Genomic DNA, 17,237 nt, shown 5'->3' on the forward strand with positions numbered 1-17,237 from the left:
GGGGTAGAGTAATGGAACAAGTTATGAAGAATGCTTTTTTATTTATGTCTAAAAATAAGTTTTTGACTAAAATGGCTAAAAAATATGGCCTAAGATTTGGTGCAGGACGTTTTGTTGCAGGCGAAACAATCGATTTAGCTACAAAAGTTATTAAGGACTTAAATAAAAAGAATTTAAAAGTAACAATTGATTATCTTGGGGAATTCGTTGACACGGTTGAAGAAGCAAATGAAATGGCTGATCACTGTATCGAAGCAATTGAAGCGATTGGAAAAGAAAAATTAAATTCACAATGTTCTCTTAAAATGACTTCTATGGGTCTTGATATTTCTGACGAGTTAGTTTTATCAAACATGCGTCGTATTTTAGAGGCAGCTAAAAAGAGTGGTGTATTCGTTACAATCGATATGGAAGATTTCACTCGTTGTGAAAAAACAATTCGTATCTTTAAGCAATTAAAATCTGAGTACGACAATATCGGAACAGTTATCCAAGCTTATTTATACAGAACTGAAAATGACATTGCAGATTTAAACAGTTTAAAACCAAACTTACGTCTTGTAAAAGGTGCTTATAAAGAGCCGGCTGAAGTAGCATTCCCAGAGAAAAAAGATGTGGATGAAAACTTCAAAAAAATCATTAAAATGCACTTATTAAACGGTAACTTTACTGCAATCGCTTCACATGATGAAGCAATGATTGAGTATACAAAACAATTAGTAAAAGAACATAATATTCCAAATGATCAATTTGAGTTCCAAATGTTATACGGAATTCGCACAGAGCGTCAATTAGAGCTTGTTAAAGAAGGATATAATATGCGAGTTTATGTTCCTTATGGTACTGACTGGTACGGATACTTCATGCGTCGTCTTGCAGAACGTCCTGCAAACGTTGCATTCGTATTAAAAGGTATGTTCAGTAAATAATTTGAAAATTAAAGAGGCTAACTAAAAAGGATTGAGTGAGGATCCTTTTTAGTCAGCCTTTTTCTCTTTATACAGGATTTTTTTGTGATAAGTAGTTATTAGTAAAACAACATTATTCATATTATTGCTTTAGTCAGCAAGGTCCTAGTTTTGCTATTAAAATTGAGTGGAAAAAGCTTACTGACCCATATTTTTTTTACCGTACTGCTGATTGTTACTTTGTCTACCTTTTTCTTCTCTTTGATCTCCGTGACTTGCATTACCTTGAACACTTGCTGCACTAACTCCACCTTTTGATGGATTTCTTTCACGTTTCATATCTTATCACCTCCATTTCTTAGACTAACCTATTTAAATAAACTTATTAGTAAAAAATGGAGTGTGATAAAAAAAGCAGAGAGAGGAATTTAGATCGGAAATAAAATTTTATTAATTTGAACTTTTTGTTTATTGCGAAAAATAAGAATTTATCATATAGTGGAAGAAGAGGGCTCATTGATAATGGATTGTTTTATCCAGAAAGTGAATGAGTATTCATTCAAAGATATGAGGAGGAGAAATGCATATGATCCAAAAAATTAAAAAAGCCGCTGTACTCGGCTCTGGTGTGATGGGATCTGGTATCGCTGCACACTTGGCAAACATAGGTATTCCAACATTACTACTTGATATTGTTCCAAGAGAACTATCTGAGGAAGATGCTGCAAAAGGTCTTTCTACTGACTCCAAAGAATTTCGTAATCGATTTAGTCAAACGGCTATTCAGAAATTATTGAAACAAAAGCCAGCTCCTCTTGCATCTAAGAAAAACTTAACGTTAATTCAAGCAGGTAACTTTGAAGATGACATGAGTCGTTTAAGCGAAGTCGACTGGATTATTGAAGTAGTTGTTGAAAATTTAGCAATTAAAAAACAAGTATTAGCAAAGGTAGATGCATACCGCAAACCAGGCTCAATCGTGAGCTCAAATACATCTGGTATTTCAATTGAAGCAATGTCTGAAGACTGTTCAGATGACTTCAAGAAACATTTCTTAGGCACTCACTTTTTTAACCCACCACGTTATTTAAAATTATTAGAAGTTATTCCTACTAAACATACATCTGAAGAAGTACTTACATTTATGAAAAGTTTTGGAGAAGACGTTTTAGGTAAAGGTGTTGTATTAGCAAAAGATACTCCAAACTTTATTGGAAACCGTATCGGAACTTACGGATTACTTGTAACTGTACAAGAAATGCTAAAGGGCGGATACAGTGTTGGAGAAGTTGATTCAATTACTGGTCCAATGATTGGACGCCCTTCTAGTGCTACATTCCGTACATTGGACGTAGTTGGATTAGATACATTTATCCATGTTGCAAACAATGTTTATGAGCTAGTAGAAGGCGAAGAGAAGGAAGTATTTAAAGTTCCAGAATTTATGAAGGAAATGGCTAATCGTAATTGGCTTGGAAGTAAGTCTGGGCAAGGATTCTTCTTAAAGCAAGGTAAAGAAATCTTAGAATTAGATCCAAGCACATTTGAATATGGAGAAAGAAAAAGCTTAAAAACAGCTTCAACTGAAAGCATCAAACAAGTTAAAGGTTTAGCGAATAAGTTGAAAGCGCTTGTATACGCTGATGATCGTGCAGGTAATTTCTTATGGAGCATTATTAGCCCGGTATTAGTCTATTCAGCTGAATTGTCTGGTGAAATTTCTGATAACATCGTCGGAATTGACCAAGCAATGAAGTGGGGATTTGGTTGGGATTTAGGACCATTTGAAATTTGGGATGCAATTGGTGTATCTAAATCAGTCGTACGAATGGAAAGCGAAGGCCTAACTGTACCGAATTGGGTTAAGAATATGATCGATAGTGGTAACGAAACATTTTATAAGCAAGACAATGGAGTTACTAGCTTCTATTATAATGGCCAATTTGAAGAGTTAGTAAGAAATGATAAAGAAGTTAAATTAAGTGTTTTAAAAGAACAAGGTCGAATGATTAAACAAAATTCAGGTGCGAGTTTAATTGACCTTGGAGATGGAGTTGCATGTTTAGAATTCCATTCAAAGAGCAATGCAATTGGTATGGATATTACACAAATGATTAACTTCGCAGTTGATGAAGTTTCAAAAAATTATAAAGGCTTAGTTATTGGTAACCAAGCTAAAAACTTCTGTGTTGGTGCTAATTTAGCAATGATTTTAATGGAAGCGCAAGATGACAACTATTTTGAAATTGAAATGGTTGTTAAAGGATTCCAACAAGCAATGATGAAAATTAAGTACTCGGATAAGCCGGTAGTTGTAGCTCCTTACGGTATGACACTAGGTGGCGGTGCTGAAATTTGTTTACCAGCTGCTAGCGTAGTTGCATCTTCTGAAACTTATATGGGCTTAGTTGAAGTTGGAGTAGGCTTAATTCCAGGCGGGGGCGGTAGTAAAGAGCTTTATATTAAACAATTTAAACAGTTCCCAGAAGGTGTTGAGTTTGACTTGCAAGGTCTTGCAAATCGTGTGTTTGAGACAGTTGCAATGGCGAAAGTATCGACTTCTGCTCAAGAAGCATTTGAAAATGGATTTTTAAATCATGATGATCGCAAAGTATTTAATGCAGATCACTTAATTTATGAAGCAAAACAACGAGTACTTGAGTTATATGAAGCAGGTTATAGCGCTCCGATTCGTGAAAAAGTTCCAGTAGTTGGTGAGTCTGGTTATGCAACTTTATTAGCCGGTGCAAACTCAATGTACTATTCTGGCTATATTAGTGAACATGATTTAACAATTGCTAAGAAATTAGCGTATGTAATTGCAGGTGGAAAAGTACCATTCGGAACGTTAGTAGACGAGGAGTATTTATTAAATATTGAACGTGAAGCATTTTTAAGTTTAATTTCTGAAATGAAATCTCAAGCACGTATGCAACACATGCTTGTAAAAGGAAAACCGTTACGTAATTAATCTAAAGATGGAGGGAAGAACATGAGAGAAGCTGTTATTGTAGCGGGTGCGAGAACGCCTGTAGGTAAAGCGAAAAAAGGATCACTAGCAACAGTTCGTCCAGATGATTTAGGGGCATTAGTTGTAAAAGAAACATTAAAGCGTGCGGGAAATTACGATGGTCCAATTGATGATATAATTTTTGGTTGCTCATCGCCGGAAGCTGAGCAAGGATTCAACATGGCGCGTAATATTGGGGCACTAGCTGGATTACCGCATTCAGTTCCAGGAATTACAGTGAACCGTTATTGTTCTTCAGGTCTACAAAGTATTGCTTATGCAAGTGAACGAATTATGTTAGGTCATTCTGAAGCTATTATTGCAGGCGGAGCAGAATCAATGAGTTTACTTCCAATGGGAGGGCATGTTGCTCGTTTAAATAGTAGATTAGTAGAAAATGCACCAGAGTATTATATGGGTATGGGGCATACTGCTGAGCAAGTTGCCAATCGTTATGGTATTTCAAGAGAAGATCAAGATGCTTTTGCGGTGCGTAGTCATCAGCGCGCAGCAGCGGCTATTAAAGAAGGGCGTTTTGTAGACGAAATCGTTCCAGTTGATGTAACGCTACGTTCGGTTAACGCAAACAATAAATTAGAAGAAAAGAATTTTACTTTCTCTCAAGATGAGGGTGTTCGTGAAGGCACATCTTCTGAAGTATTAGCAAAATTAAGACCAGCATTTAATGTAAGAGGTTCAGTAACGGCTGGAAACTCTTCACAAACAAGTGATGGAGCTGCGGCAGTATTAGTAATGGACCGTGAAAAAGCAGAAGCTGAAGGACTAAGTCCATTATTAAAATTCCGTTCTTTTGCAGTCGCTGGAGTAGCTCCTGAGGTTATGGGAATTGGACCTGTTGAAGCAATTCCAAAAGCGCTTAAATTAGCAGGATTAAGCTTATCTGACATTGGAATATTTGAATTAAATGAAGCATTCGCTTCTCAATCAATTCAAATTATTCGTCACTTAGGTCTTGATGAAGAACGTGTAAACGTAAACGGTGGGGCGATTGCATTAGGGCATCCACTTGGTTGTACTGGTACTAAACTAACTTTATCCTTATTACATGAGATGAAGCGTCGTGGAGAGCAGTTCGGGATTGTAACGATGTGCGTTGGTGGCGGAATGGGTGCTGCCGGAGTATTTGAATTAGTTTAATAGATGAACGAATATAGATTGTTAGAATCATGTCTTCAAACTAGTAAATAGAAAATAGGAGGAATTTTTGATGGAAAAAACAATCGGAAACTTACTTAAAGGCGGAAGCTTTTTAACAACAGAAGTGACTTTTGATAAAGTTTTTACTCCAGAGGATTTTACAGATGAGCATAAATTAATTGCAAAAACAACTGAAGATTTTGTAGTTAATGAAGTTTTACCTGAATTGGAATATTTAGAGCAACACGAATTTGACCGTACTGTAAGATTATTAAAACAAGCTGGTGAGCTAGGATTATTAGCTGCAGATGTGCCAGAAGAGTATGGTGGAATCGCACTAGATAAAATTAGCTCAGCATTAATTACAGAAAAAATTTCACGTGGTGGAGGATTCTCACTTTCTCAAGGTGCGCACGTAGGGATCGGTACACTTCCGATCGTATTATTTGGAAATCACGATCAAAAACAACGTTATTTACCAGGATTAGCATCAGGTGAGAAATTTGCAGCTTATGCATTAACTGAGCCAGGTTCAGGTTCAGATGCATTAGGAGCAAAAACTGTTGCTAAATTAAATGCTGAAGGAACTCATTACATTTTAAATGGTGAGAAACAATGGATTACAAACTCTGCTTTTGCAGATGTATTTGTTGTATATGCAAAAATTGATGGAGAGCACTTCTCAGCATTTATCGTTGAGAGAGATTATGAAGGTGTTTCGACTGGTCCAGAAGAAAAGAAAATGGGTATTAAATCATCTTCAACTCGTACATTGATATTAGAAGATGTAAAAGTTCCTGTAGAAAACCTTCTAGGTGAAATTGGAAAAGGTCATGTTATTGCATTTAATATTTTAAATATTGGTCGTTATAAATTAGCTGTAGGTACAGTTGGTGGATCAAAACGTGCTTTAGAATTATCTGCAACGTATGCTAACCAACGCCAACAATTCAAAACACCAATTGCAAAATTTAGTTTAATTCAAGAAAAATTAGCAAGTATGGCTACAAAAATCTATGCAAGTGAAAGTTCAGCATATCGTACTGTAGGACTTTTCGAGGATCGCTTTAGTCAATTAACTGAGGAGCAAGCAAAAGATCCAAAAGCAGTAGCAGCAGCTGTAGCAGAGTATGCGATTGAATGTTCATTAAATAAATTCTTCTGTTCAGAAGTATTAGACTATGTAGCTGACGAAGGAGTACAAATCCACGGTGGATATGGCTTCATGGCTGAATATGAAATTGAGCGTATTTACCGTGATTCTCGTATTAACCGAATCTTTGAAGGAACAAACGAAATTAATCGTTTAATTGTACCAAGCACTTACCTTCGAAAAGCAATGAGCGGAGAGCTTCCTTTACTTCAACAAGCTCAACAAATTCAAGAAGAATTAATGATGTTAATGCCTGAAGAAGTGGGAGATGCTCCTTTAGAGCAAGAAAAATATTTAGTTCGTAATGCGAAGAAAATTGCGATCATGATTGCTGGATTAGCAGTTCAAAAATTCGGTAAAGCATTAAGTAATGAGCAAGAGATTCTAGTAAATATTGCAGATATCGTAAGTAATATTTACGCAATGGAATCGACAGTTCTACGCACTGAAAAAGCAATTAATAAAGTAGGGTTACAAAAATCAAACCAAAAATTACTTTATACTCAAGTATTCTGCCAAGAAGCATTTAATGAAATCGAAGCTCACACAAAGGAAACACTTGTTGCTGTTGAGTCTGGTGATACATTAAGAATGATGACTTCAGCACTTCGTAAATTTACACGTCATACGCCAATTAATGTCATTGCGAAGAAACGTGAAATTGCTGCTAATGTATTAGATGAAGAGCGTTATACTGTTTAATAAACAATAACTGCTGATCAGTTTGAAATGCACCTAAAATGTTAGACACTGTCTAATATTTGGAGGTGCATTTTTTATGGCTAAAATAATAAGGCAAGAGCCCAGTAAAATACCGGGTTCATGCCCAACATGCTGCCTAATTGAAATAACCTGCTAAATTATAAGGGCCACTTCTAATTCGTGGCATTTTTTTACGTGTCTTTATTCATCAAGCTTTATTAAGTAACTCCATATACTTTTTTTCATGTTCAGTGTTAATATAATCTCTATGCTCCCAGTAAAACTGGATGCATTCTTTAAATCTTTTTAAAAACCCTAATTCATAAGCTTTATTTGCTACATTTAATAGTTCATCAAGACCCTCTTCCAGTTCATTTCGTGCACAACGATATAAGGCAAGGGCGTAAAGGTAATGCAAATACATTTCTACTTTAAATACTTCATTCTTAGTAGGAAATTCTTCAAATATATGTTGATAGCGATTTAGCAGTTGTTCAACCTTTGCTGTACGTTCTAGTTTTACTAATACTTCAAGTATATAGGTGAAACTTATATAAAAGTCTTCTCTGATTTCAGCCCAGGAGAGGTATTCGTCCAAATACTCTAATCTTCCATATTTTAAATAAGTTCTATAACGATTTCCTTTGGCAACATCTTCATAGTAATCACTTACTTTAGCAGATTAATCTATTAGTTCTATTATTTCATTTAGTGGGCCACCTAATCTTGTTAAAGCAAACGCTTGAAGCGAGAGGCCATCTGCATAGTATTTTCCTTCTCCAGCCGTTTGCTCCAAATTTTTTGCATAGTACAAAACCTTCTGCCATTGTTGAAATTCACAATAGGATACTACAACCCAAAAGTAAGATAATAGCTGGAATTCGTGTGGCATATATGGCAAATGCTGAAGACAAAGCGGCAGTGAGGCTTTATCAAGACGGAGTACTTCTTTTAGAAAAAGCAAGATTCTCACAGTCAACAAAGATCCCGGTTAGCCCTAACCCAGCAACCTTTAAGATTACAATGGACACTGCTTATCCAGCATGGTTCCCACTGGCTACAACGACAAATACAGCTTGGACATTCAAATCTCAGCGACCTGCAAACGGAAAAGAAAATCTAGCATTATTATGGCCGAAATATAACTTTGACTTAGATGCTGAGAACAAAGCTCACGGTGGTAATACTGATCACTTCGATTTATCATTTGTAACTCAATCTAATACTACTCCAAACCTTCGTGGAGTCGAGGTTGAGGTTTCAACTGATGACGGTAAAACATGGAGCAAAACAAAAGCCGAAAGTAGAGAAGATGGCCACTATAAAGTATGGGTGAAAAATCCAAATTCTGGTTTTGTTTCTTTACGCATTAAGGCAAGGGATGATAAAGGTAGTCAGATTGAACAAACTTTAATTAAAGCTTATTCAGTACGCTAACACGATTCCTTGTTCATAGAGATAAAATATTTGATAACGAAAGAATGACCGGGGATTTTACCCGGTTTTTTTGCATTCTTAACAATTCCATTTAACTTTATATTTTTCTAGTTATTCTTAAATGGATAAGGATAATTTTGCCATGACTTGTGCCATACTAGTATAAGTTGAGTACTACTTAAGAGGTTAATCGAATGATTTAGGAAATTACTTTGATTTTTTTAAAAAAATTATGCTATTTGTATGAATATGTCGAAAAACACGAATATTCTACTGGTTTAGTATAATGAATATTGCTATAATGTTGTTGGAACTAACTTATTACAGAATTTTCGAACGGAACTATTTTAACTCGCATATTCCCTGTGATAAAATAGAGTTTGGGAGGAGTTGCTAAAATGAGTATCATTTTTTATACATATCCAAAATGTGGAACTTGTCGAAAAGCCGCTTCTTGGCTTAAAGAACATAATATTCCGGTTGAAGCAATTGATATTACATTAAATCCACCTTCAAAGGAGTTACTTGCTGATCTTTATAAAGCAAGTGGAATTTCTATAAATAAATTATTTAATACAAGTGGCGTTAAATATCGTGAGCTTGGATTGAAGGATGTTATTCCAACAAAAACTGAGGACGAGCTATTAGAACTTCTAAGTTCAGATGGTAAATTAATAAAAAGACCTCTACTTTTTAATGGAGATCAAGCGACAGTTGGTTTTAATGAAGAAGTATTTGAAAAGGTTTGGTTATAAAATAACTATATAATTTAAGGTAATTAATCAGAGGAGGATTTCACAATGTCAATTCCAAATGAACTACGTTATTCAGAAGAACATGAGTGGGTAAAAGTTGAAGGTAATAAATACTATATCGGTATTACTCATTTCGCTCAATCAGAGCTTGGAGATATCGTATTTGTTGAGCTACCAGAAGTAGGCGATGAACTTACTATTAATGAGCCATTCGGTAGCGTTGAGTCTGTAAAAACAGTATCTGAACTATATGCTCCAATCAGTGGTAAAGTAATTGAAGTAAACTCTGATCTAGATGAAAATCCTGAATTCGTAAACGAATCTCCATACGAAAAAGCATGGATGGTTGTTGTTGAAGCTACAAACGCTTCTCAACTTGATGAGTTAATGACTGCTGGTCAATACGAAGAAATGATCAATCAAGATTAATTATCTAACATTAAGCGTCCAATTTGGGCGCTTTTTTATTTTACGTGTATAATTAATGTAATAAAGCTTAACTTATTTACATAAAACATAATTTAAAGGGACATTTTCATTTAGGGAAAAAAAGGAAACAACTAAGGGGAAATCGAATATACTATATACAAAAGATTTTTAGTCAAAAGTTTTTGAGTCCTATACATTAGGTGATGCCCAGTGAATATTGAAGATCAAAGAAAAGTTATCATTGTCGAAGGTACTACTGATAAGAGAAAAATACAGACGATTATAAAGGAGCCTGTAGATATTATCTGTACGAATGGTACAGTTGGTACTTCAAAGCTAGATGAGCTTGCTGAAATGTTAGATTTAAGAGAAATTTATGTGTTAGTAGATGCAGATGAGGCCGGTGAAAAGCTTAGAAGACTGTTAAAAAGAGAATTTCCACAAGCAGAGCATCTGTACATTGATAGAAGTTATCGAGAAGTGGCAACAGCTCCGAGTCAACATTTAGCTAGTGTATTATTAGGGGCCGATATTTTAGTATTTACAGATTATTTACGTACAAATTAAAGAGGAATAATGATCATGCAGCAATGGACAAAGAATGAAATAATGCAAAGAATTCAATCAAAAGAGACGACAGTTATTTATATCTATACCGCAATGTGTGGTACATGCCAAGTAGCATCTAAAATGCTAGAAGTAGTAAATGAGATTCTGCCAAATTTACCTATTAGTAAGGTAAATATTAATGAAATCGTGGAAGAAGCTCAAAACTGGAAGGTTGAAAGTGTACCTTGTTTACTTATTTTTGAGAATGGGGAAATGAAACAAAAAATTTACGCTTTTCAATCTGTACCTTATTTACATGAATTGTTAAAAAAATATAATTTATATATTAAACGATGAGTGCATACTGTTTGTTGCACTCTTTTTATATGCCTAAAAATAGTTCCTGATTTTAGACATATTTCTCGGGAAATGAGTTGAATGCTGTAGAAATAAAATTAAAATATAGATTTTTATCAAGGTAAATGTCGAGCGAAATATAAAGAATACACCTCTTATCTATGAGAAAATAAGATTAAAGAATTCGGGAGAGGTGTTTATTATGGAAATCAAGGAGTGGATTGGACAGGCAAGAAACTTATTTATAAAAAAGGAATATTTACAAATCATTTTGCCGATTGAAGAAAGAATTGTAGAATTTAACTGTCTAAATGAAAAAGTTTATATAAAGTTAAGTAAAAAGGCTCCTTTTATCGAGGTAATTGATCGTTCGATTCCACAACTTAGAGTTAATTTTTCAAAAGATGGATGGGAATATCTAAATTCAGGTTCGCAAAGGTTAGGGCTTTTATTAAAACTGAATGATGCTTCTTTTGAAGGGAACTATCGGTTATTACTACTAATGGAAACGATTTTTCAATATACAAGTGTTGAAAACGACAAAAAACTTTTAGAAAATTGTTGACAACTAGTGTCTAACTTTGTAGAATTGGACTTACGTTAAAGAAATTACGTGAAACAACTTAATAGATCGTAAGATTAACTCTTATCCAGAGAGGTGGAGGGACCGTGCCCTGTGAAACCCAGCAACCGTCAATGTTCGTCATTGAAATGGTGCTAATTCCTGCAAAGCATATGCTTTGAGAGATGAGAGAAAGGAATACTTTTTGTATATTAAACCTTTCTGCTCATGTGAGTTGAAAGGTTTTTTTGTTTTATGCGACTAAAAAGATACCTACTTACAAAAAATTGAAAGATAAGTTGTTAGAATGTTTCGAAAGGAGATCAAGTGTATGATTCAAATAAATAATGTAAGTAAAACATACAAAGGTAAAAAGGGCACAGTTACCGCAGTACAAAATGTTTCGTTAACTATTGAAGTAGGTGAAATTTTTGGCATGATCGGATATAGCGGCGCAGGGAAAAGTACGTTATTACGTATGCTAAATGGACTTGAGTCCCCTACATCAGGTGAAGTGATTATTAATGGTCAATCGATCTCTAAATGCTCATCCAGTCAGTTAAGAAAAGCAAGACAAAAAATAGGAATGATTTTTCAGCATTTTAATTTATTGTGGTCGAGAACTGTATTAGAAAATATACTTTTCCCACTTGAAATTGCTAAAGTTCCAAAAAAGGAAAGCATTGATCGTGCGAAAGAATTAATTAAACTTGTAGGACTTGAAGGTAGAGAAAATGCTTATCCTTCTGAACTTAGTGGAGGTCAAAAGCAACGTGTCGGAATTGCAAGAGCACTTGCTAATAACCCAGATGTACTTTTATGTGATGAAGCGACCTCGGCATTAGATCCAGAAACAACAGATTCGATATTAGCTTTACTGACTAATATTAATAAACAGCTTGGTATTACCATCATCCTGATTACTCATGAAATGCATGTTATTCAAAAGATATGCCAACGAGTAGCTGTAATGGAAAATGGAAATGTAGTAGAAGAAGGCCATGTTGTTGATGTATTTACTCGTCCTAAACAAGCAATTACAAAGAAATTTGTGACGCAAATCAAAGGCAATGATGAAGGTGAAGTAATATCTCAAGGTGATGGGAAGGATAATACTTATAAGCTAACCTTTAAGAATGGTCAAGCAGATCAGCCGCATATTTCGGAAGTAGTTAAGCACTTTGATATTGAGATTAACATTTTGCAAGGAAAAATTGTTCAAACTGCTGAAGGCTCTTATGGGACCATGAAGATTCAACTTGTTGGAGACATAAATAACATCAAAGAGGCGATTGCTTACTTAGAATCAAAACAAGTTGAAGTGGAGGTAGCATAAGATGACACAACTTTTTCCAAATGTTGATTGGGATGCAATGCTTTTAGCTTCTCAAGAAACATTATTCATGACAGTAATAGCTGCGCTTGCAACGTTCATTTTTGGACTAATAATAGGTTTATTCTTATTTTTAACTAGTAAAGATCAACTTCTTGAAAATAAATTTTTTAATACAATCCTAGCAGCGTTTGTAAATATTTTTCGTTCAATACCGTTTATCATTTTAATTATTTTATTAATTCCATTTACGATTTTTATACTTGGCTCTATGCTTGGAGCAAAAGCAGCATTACCTGCATTAATTATCGGTGCTGCACCATTCTATGCAAGGATGGTCGAAATCGGATTACGTGAAATTGATAAAGGTGTAATCGAAGCTGCAAGATCAATGGGAGCTAGTACTTTTACAATCATTCTAAAAGTATTGATTCCAGAAGCATTACCAGCAATTATTTCAGGTTTAACAGTTACGACAATCGCAATTGTTGGTTATACAGCAATGGCTGGTGTAGTAGGTGGTGGTGGACTTGGTAACTTAGCATTTATGGAAGGATACCAACGCTCTAATAACCAAGTAACTCTTGTTGCGACAGTCATTATTTTATTAATCGTTTTCATTCTTCAATTTATTGGTGATTTAATTACAACAAAAATAGATAAAAGAGCTTAATCATATAAGGGAGGAAATGACAGTGAAATTCAAAAAAATCGTAGGATTATTAGGAGCAGGTGTATTAGCATTATCTTTAGCAGCATGTAATAAAGGTGGAGAAGATAAAAATAAAGAATTAGTGGTTGGTGCATCAAATGTACCTCACGCAGTTATTTTAGAACAAGCTAAACCAATCCTTAAAAAAGAAGGAATTAACTTAAAAATTGTTAAATTCCAAGATTATGTATTACCAAATAAAGCACTAGCTTCAAAAGAATTAGATGCAAACTATTTCCAACACATTCCATACTTAGAATCTCAAATGAAAGAAAATGGTTATAAATTTGAAAACGCTGGCGGGATCCACATCGAGCCTATCGGAGTTTACTCTAAAAAATATAAGAGCTTAGATGATCTTCCAGATGGAGCTAAAATTATCATGAGTAGCTCAGTAGCTGACCATGGTCGTATGTTAAGCTTATTACAACATGAAGGTTTGATTAAACTTAAAGCTGGAGTAGATCCAACTACAGCTCAAATTAAAGACATTGCTGAGAATCCTAAACACTTAAAATTCCAAGCTGATGTAGACGCTGGGATGCTTCCAAAAGTGTATCAAAACAATGAAGGCGATGCAGTGTTAATTAACACAAACTACGCGATTGATGCTGGATTAAACCCAATGAAGGATGCTATTGCTTTAGAAGGTAAAGAATCTCCTTATGTAAACATTATCGCTGTTCGTAAAGGTGATAAAGATAAAAAAGAAATCAAAGAGCTTGTAAAAGTATTACACTCTAAAGAAATTCAAGATTTCATCATTAAAAAATATAAAGGTGCTGTAGTACCTGTAAGTCAATAATAAGAAAAGAGAGGGTATCCCAAGTGCTTTTATGGGAACCCTCTTTTTTTATTGAAAATCTATACACTGCAGAAGAATTTTAAAAATCGCAAATAAAATTGGCAAAACTGCAATTAAATTTGGATAATCGCAAATAAAGTTAGCGAATTTGCAATTAAATCCCAAGGAATCGCAAATAAAATAGAAAATTACCTATGACAGTAAAGGTATTGCGACCCTAAAAATTGTACAATTATATAGTCTTGTATGTGGAAGTTTAGCAAAGACGACCAGTCCTTTCTAAATCGAATAAAAATATGCTAATTATTTATAAAAAGATCGATTATAAACAACAAATGAACGAAAATACTTCCCACACCAAAGTACTCGTAAATGAATTTTAATAATAAAAAAAGGGTTGTTCATAAGATAGTGAATCTAACTTATGAAACAGCCCCTTTTTATTTTTAATTCTTCACAAGGATTTGATTTACAGGTGAGATTGGTGGTCGTTCAGTCATAACCTCAATAATATTTTCAGCTGCTATTTCAGACATAGCATCACGAGTTTCAAATGTTGCATTACCAATATGAGGTGTTAATACAACATTTGTAAGTGATTTTAGTTCTTCTGTTATTTTTGGTTCGAATTCAAATACATCTAGAGCCGCACCCGCAATAACACCATCTTTTAATGCGTCTACTAATTCCTTTTCGTTCGCTAAAGGGCCTCTAGCTGCATTGATAAAAAACGCAGTATCTTTCATCTTGTAAAACTCTTCTTTTCCAAATAAATGGTGTAGCTCAGGTTTGTAAGGGCAATGAAGGGTAATATAGTCAGAAGTCTGTAATAATTCATCCATTGATACGTATGTGGCATTTAATTCTTGTTCAAGTTCATTACTTAATCTTCTTGGTTGATGATAAATAATATTCATATTAAACGCCCTAGCTCGTTTAGCTACTGCTTGTCCGATATTTCCAAAACCAAAAATACCTAAAGTTTTTCCTGATACTTCTGTTCCTCTAAAGAATAATGGAGCCCATCCTTCAAAACCTTTTGTACGGCAAAGTTCGTCTCCTTCGACTATTCTTCTGGAAACAGCTAAGAGAATTCCTAAAGTTAACTCAGCAGTTGCGTCTGTAGAAACAAGTGGAGTGTTTGTAACATGAATCCCCTTACTAGTTGCATAATCTACATCGATATTATTAAATCCTGCTCCGTAATTAGCAATAATTTTTACATTTTTAGCAGCATCAATTACTCTTTTTGTGATCGGAGTGGATAGTAAACTTAAAATTGCATCTACTCCACCAACAAGTTCACACAATTCATCTTCTGTAACTAATTGCTCATTTTCATAAACAATGACATGATGATCTTTTAATAATTGCTCAGCTTTTTCTGGGATTTTACCCGCTACCAAGATATGTGCCAAATTAGAAACCTTCTTTCAACAGTTTAATAATTGAATGTTAATGTTTTTATTATAAATGAAGTTTCAAGTTTTTGTTTAATTTAGTATTTGGCAGTTTAAAGAATATATTTATTTTTAAGGTCTGTCAGCAACTTAAAAAAGACACTAGTCAGCTTTTTTCACAGAGTATTGAAATATAAAATGATCAATAGGGAAAACGTACACCGTACTTTGGTTGAAAAATATTACGAGTTAATTTTTAGAAAAACAATTGCTATTTTTTTAGTTTTTAAATTAATGTTTGATATTAATTGATCCACAAACTGATTAATATACAGCTGTTAGATTACGCTAAGTAAAGGATATTTGAATAGTTTTTTATTACAGACTTTTTTTGATGAATTAGTTGATTGGAACGAAAGGGGTGCTCGACTCCTTTTACGAAAATTTGATAATTTATTGACATGGTTGTTTTTCAACAGCTAGAAAAAAAAGCAGACAACAGTCTGCTTTTTTCATTGATATCTATGATTTAAACTTGCGGTAGGGGGAGTACGTTTTACTGAATAAAACTTATTTAAAGATTGATCTACATATACCCAGCCCTTCCAGCCTAAGTGAATTGTATCTTTTAGGAAAAACTCATCGTATTCATGTGAAGAAAAATCAGCTACTTGGAATCCAGCATCTTCAATTTGTTTTTTTACTTTTTTGTAATAAACGTCTCTACCTTCTTTAGGGAATCCAGCGTAATCATACCATGGTCCATTTACTGGAACAGAAATAAACAACGCTTTTGTGTGCTCTTTTTTTAATAATGCTAATACCATTTGAAGGTCATCATATTCTGGTGATACACCATAGTTACTATTTCGTTTATAATTTTTTAAAGCTGGAAGACGATTTTGAATGTGCTTTATATAGTATTTATTAATTATACCGAAATGGTTAGAAGTTGACTCGCGTTTGCCAATTTTATCGGCAACTTGAGCTACCCGATCCCAGGATAAATCTTCATATTTTGATTTTTTTAATCGGAAGTTTTTATCTGGATCCATTATAACGGTATCAAAAAGATCTTTCTTTTCAAGTATTTTTAAATATGTGTAAGCTAACGGTTTTTCAGCCATAGCCTTGAACTTAATTTTTTTGCTATTTGAAATAAAAGCATTTAATTGGGTAACTAATAAAGAGTCTTTTTTTATAATTGATAGCGTTAAAAGTCTCTTTGCAATTTGTCTCTTTACTGAAATATCAATTGAATTATTAAAAACGAATGAATAAGTTTGAAGCGCAGAATAATTAGGTGAAAAATGAGTATCGTCAATGCCATGTGGAATAAACCACTGTGGAGATAAAACAAACACAATTTTTCTATTTTTTATTCCATCACCTAAAGATGCTAAGTCAAGAAAATGAACGAGACTTTGTGACCCCCCTCGACCAATTAGATAGGGAGTAAATTCATTTTTTTCTCCCATAAAAAATCTAGAAGGATGGAAAGGGTCTCTTCTGGCAAGTTCTGAAGACCCAAAAATAGGTAGGAATTTTGGGTCTTTTAACATTTTATCTTGAAGCAGGGTCCCTTGAAATGTTTCAGGGTTTAAAGATGCTGCTGTATTATTTAATCGTTCTTTTGTAATAAATAGTTCGTAAAAAGAATTTGGAAGATACAAAGCTAGTAAAAAAATGAAAATAGCTGTTATCATCCCAAAAAATTGAACTTTTTTCATTTTCTAGCCTCTAAAATCGAAATGATTTTATTTGGCGTTGCCCACTCCTCGCGATCGAAGTCAGAAATCGTCACGTTGATACCGATTTGTTCTTCGATTTCAACTAATAAGCTAACTGTTCCAAATGAATCTAATAATCCTTCTTCAAAAATCAAAATATCTGGGTTTTCAATCACTTCATCTGTATTACATAAATCTGCTAAAATTTTTAAAACTTCTGCTCTTAAATTTTCCATT

Annotated in this window: 19 protein-coding genes and 1 riboswitch; of the genes, 13 read left to right on the top strand and 6 right to left on the bottom strand. The window is 34.0% G+C overall.

From position 1 onward, the window contains the following. The first annotated feature begins 11 nt into the window (after positions 1-11). Positions 12-929 carry a proline dehydrogenase family protein gene (locus COI44_RS14605; RefSeq protein ID WP_098428607.1) on the top strand — a complete coding sequence of 306 codons (918 nt, stop codon included), beginning with the start codon at positions 12-14 and terminating at the stop codon, positions 927-929. A 177-nt stretch (positions 930-1,106) separates the two neighbouring features. Here COI44_RS14605 and COI44_RS14610 read toward each other — a convergent pair whose 3' ends face one another. After that, the gene (locus COI44_RS14610; protein ID WP_098232476.1) at positions 1,107-1,247 is read right to left on the bottom strand and encodes a YuzL family protein; all 141 of its coding nucleotides are present in this window, start codon (positions 1,245-1,247) and stop codon (positions 1,107-1,109) included. 250 nt (positions 1,248-1,497) lie between these two features. On the opposite strand from COI44_RS14610, the gene COI44_RS14615 reads away from it, so the two are divergent. From COI44_RS14615 to COI44_RS14625, 3 genes are all read left to right on the top strand, one after another. Continuing rightward, on the top strand, positions 1,498-3,879 hold the full coding sequence (locus tag COI44_RS14615) for a 3-hydroxyacyl-CoA dehydrogenase/enoyl-CoA hydratase family protein (RefSeq protein ID WP_098428675.1): 2,382 nt from the start codon (positions 1,498-1,500) through the stop codon (positions 3,877-3,879). A gap of 21 nt (positions 3,880-3,900) precedes the next feature. Then, complete coding sequence (locus tag COI44_RS14620; protein WP_098428608.1) at positions 3,901-5,076, top strand: acetyl-CoA C-acetyltransferase; 1,176 nt, start codon at positions 3,901-3,903, stop codon at positions 5,074-5,076. A 70-nt stretch (positions 5,077-5,146) separates the two neighbouring features. Further along, positions 5,147-6,931 carry an acyl-CoA dehydrogenase family protein gene (locus COI44_RS14625; protein ID WP_098428609.1) on the top strand — a complete coding sequence of 595 codons (1,785 nt, stop codon included), beginning with the start codon at positions 5,147-5,149 and terminating at the stop codon, positions 6,929-6,931. Positions 6,932-7,139: 208 nt separating this feature from the next. Here the strand turns inward: COI44_RS14625 and COI44_RS14630 are convergent, their stop codons facing one another. Continuing rightward, the gene (locus COI44_RS14630; RefSeq protein ID WP_098428610.1) at positions 7,140-7,529 is read right to left on the bottom strand and encodes a hypothetical protein; all 390 of its coding nucleotides are present in this window, start codon (positions 7,527-7,529) and stop codon (positions 7,140-7,142) included. Positions 7,530-7,613: 84 nt separating this feature from the next. Beyond that, on the bottom strand, positions 7,614-7,745 hold the full coding sequence (locus COI44_RS24645; RefSeq protein WP_286163927.1) for a hypothetical protein: 132 nt from the start codon (positions 7,743-7,745) through the stop codon (positions 7,614-7,616). Positions 7,746-7,816: 71 nt separating this feature from the next. Between COI44_RS24645 and COI44_RS14635 the strand changes: the two genes are divergently transcribed. The 9 genes from COI44_RS14635 (at position 7,817) to metQ (ending at position 13,870) form a co-directional block, all read left to right on the top strand. Beyond that, positions 7,817-8,368, top strand: a complete 552-nt coding sequence (locus COI44_RS14635; protein WP_142329264.1) for a beta propeller repeat protein — start codon at positions 7,817-7,819, stop codon at positions 8,366-8,368. A 398-nt stretch (positions 8,369-8,766) separates the two neighbouring features. Beyond that, the gene (locus COI44_RS14640; protein ID WP_098231638.1) at positions 8,767-9,123 is read left to right on the top strand and encodes an arsenate reductase family protein; all 357 of its coding nucleotides are present in this window, start codon (positions 8,767-8,769) and stop codon (positions 9,121-9,123) included. Positions 9,124-9,168: 45 nt separating this feature from the next. Beyond that, positions 9,169-9,552, top strand: coding sequence for a glycine cleavage system protein GcvH (gcvH, locus tag COI44_RS14645; RefSeq protein ID WP_098428612.1), 384 nt, complete (start codon positions 9,169-9,171; stop codon positions 9,550-9,552). 216 nt (positions 9,553-9,768) lie between these two features. Further along, entirely contained in the window at positions 9,769-10,119 is a 351-nt protein-coding gene (locus tag COI44_RS14650) for a ribonuclease M5 (protein WP_088014517.1), read from the top strand. Between the two features lie 15 nt (positions 10,120-10,134). After that, positions 10,135-10,458, top strand: a complete 324-nt coding sequence (locus COI44_RS14655) for a thioredoxin family protein (RefSeq protein ID WP_056468789.1) — start codon at positions 10,135-10,137, stop codon at positions 10,456-10,458. 202 nt (positions 10,459-10,660) lie between these two features. After that, positions 10,661-11,023 (top strand): hypothetical protein, encoded by a 363-nt coding sequence (locus COI44_RS14660; protein ID WP_098428613.1) that lies wholly within the window; start codon positions 10,661-10,663, stop codon positions 11,021-11,023. A 78-nt stretch (positions 11,024-11,101) separates the two neighbouring features. Continuing rightward, positions 11,102-11,212, top strand: a riboswitch (SAM riboswitch). Between the two features lie 139 nt (positions 11,213-11,351). Beyond that, positions 11,352-12,356 carry a methionine ABC transporter ATP-binding protein gene (locus COI44_RS14665; RefSeq protein WP_098428614.1) on the top strand — a complete coding sequence of 335 codons (1,005 nt, stop codon included), beginning with the start codon at positions 11,352-11,354 and terminating at the stop codon, positions 12,354-12,356. A 1-nt stretch (position 12,357) separates the two neighbouring features. Further along, complete coding sequence (locus COI44_RS14670; protein ID WP_098428615.1) at positions 12,358-13,026, top strand: methionine ABC transporter permease; 669 nt, start codon at positions 12,358-12,360, stop codon at positions 13,024-13,026. 22 nt (positions 13,027-13,048) lie between these two features. Then, complete coding sequence (gene metQ / locus COI44_RS14675) at positions 13,049-13,870, top strand: methionine ABC transporter substrate-binding lipoprotein MetQ (RefSeq protein WP_286163928.1); 822 nt, start codon at positions 13,049-13,051, stop codon at positions 13,868-13,870. 446 nt (positions 13,871-14,316) lie between these two features. Here metQ and COI44_RS14680 read toward each other — a convergent pair whose 3' ends face one another. From COI44_RS14680 to dltC, 3 genes are all read right to left on the bottom strand, one after another. Further along, complete coding sequence (locus COI44_RS14680) at positions 14,317-15,288, bottom strand: 2-hydroxyacid dehydrogenase family protein (RefSeq protein ID WP_098428617.1); 972 nt, start codon at positions 15,286-15,288, stop codon at positions 14,317-14,319. A gap of 494 nt (positions 15,289-15,782) precedes the next feature. Further along, positions 15,783-17,000 (bottom strand): D-alanyl-lipoteichoic acid biosynthesis protein DltD, encoded by a 1,218-nt coding sequence (dltD, locus tag COI44_RS14685; protein WP_098428618.1) that lies wholly within the window; start codon positions 16,998-17,000, stop codon positions 15,783-15,785. Continuing rightward, positions 16,997-17,236, bottom strand: a complete 240-nt coding sequence (dltC, locus tag COI44_RS14690) for a D-alanine--poly(phosphoribitol) ligase subunit 2 (RefSeq protein WP_098428619.1) — start codon at positions 17,234-17,236, stop codon at positions 16,997-16,999. The genes dltD and dltC overlap by 4 nt, the downstream gene beginning before the upstream one ends. Position 17,237 lies beyond the last annotated feature (1 nt).

This window comes from Bacillus sp. AFS088145 (genome assembly GCF_002564465.1).
Lineage (GTDB): Bacteria > Bacillota > Bacilli > Bacillales > Bacillaceae_G > Gottfriedia.

Excerpts from the sequence above, each read along its gene's own strand:
- COI44_RS14605 (WP_098428607.1), top strand. The coding sequence starts at position 12 with ATGGAACAAGTTATGAAGAATGCTTTTTTATTTATGTCTAAAAATAAG.
- COI44_RS14610 (WP_098232476.1), bottom strand. The coding sequence starts at position 1,247 with ATGAAACGTGAAAGAAATCCATCAAAAGGTGGAGTTAGTGCAGCAAGT.
- COI44_RS14620 (WP_098428608.1), top strand. The coding sequence starts at position 3,901 with ATGAGAGAAGCTGTTATTGTAGCGGGTGCGAGAACGCCTGTAGGTAAA.
- COI44_RS14625 (WP_098428609.1), top strand. The coding sequence starts at position 5,147 with ATGGAAAAAACAATCGGAAACTTACTTAAAGGCGGAAGCTTTTTAACA.
- COI44_RS14640 (WP_098231638.1), top strand. The coding sequence starts at position 8,767 with ATGAGTATCATTTTTTATACATATCCAAAATGTGGAACTTGTCGAAAA.
- gcvH (WP_098428612.1), top strand. The coding sequence starts at position 9,169 with ATGTCAATTCCAAATGAACTACGTTATTCAGAAGAACATGAGTGGGTA.
- COI44_RS14655 (WP_056468789.1), top strand. The coding sequence starts at position 10,135 with ATGCAGCAATGGACAAAGAATGAAATAATGCAAAGAATTCAATCAAAA.
- COI44_RS14660 (WP_098428613.1), top strand. The coding sequence starts at position 10,661 with ATGGAAATCAAGGAGTGGATTGGACAGGCAAGAAACTTATTTATAAAA.
- COI44_RS14665 (WP_098428614.1), top strand. The coding sequence starts at position 11,352 with ATGATTCAAATAAATAATGTAAGTAAAACATACAAAGGTAAAAAGGGC.
- COI44_RS14670 (WP_098428615.1), top strand. The coding sequence starts at position 12,358 with ATGACACAACTTTTTCCAAATGTTGATTGGGATGCAATGCTTTTAGCT.
- dltD (WP_098428618.1), bottom strand. The coding sequence starts at position 17,000 with ATGAAAAAAGTTCAATTTTTTGGGATGATAACAGCTATTTTCATTTTT.
- dltC (WP_098428619.1), bottom strand. The coding sequence starts at position 17,236 with ATGGAAAATTTAAGAGCAGAAGTTTTAAAAATTTTAGCAGATTTATGT.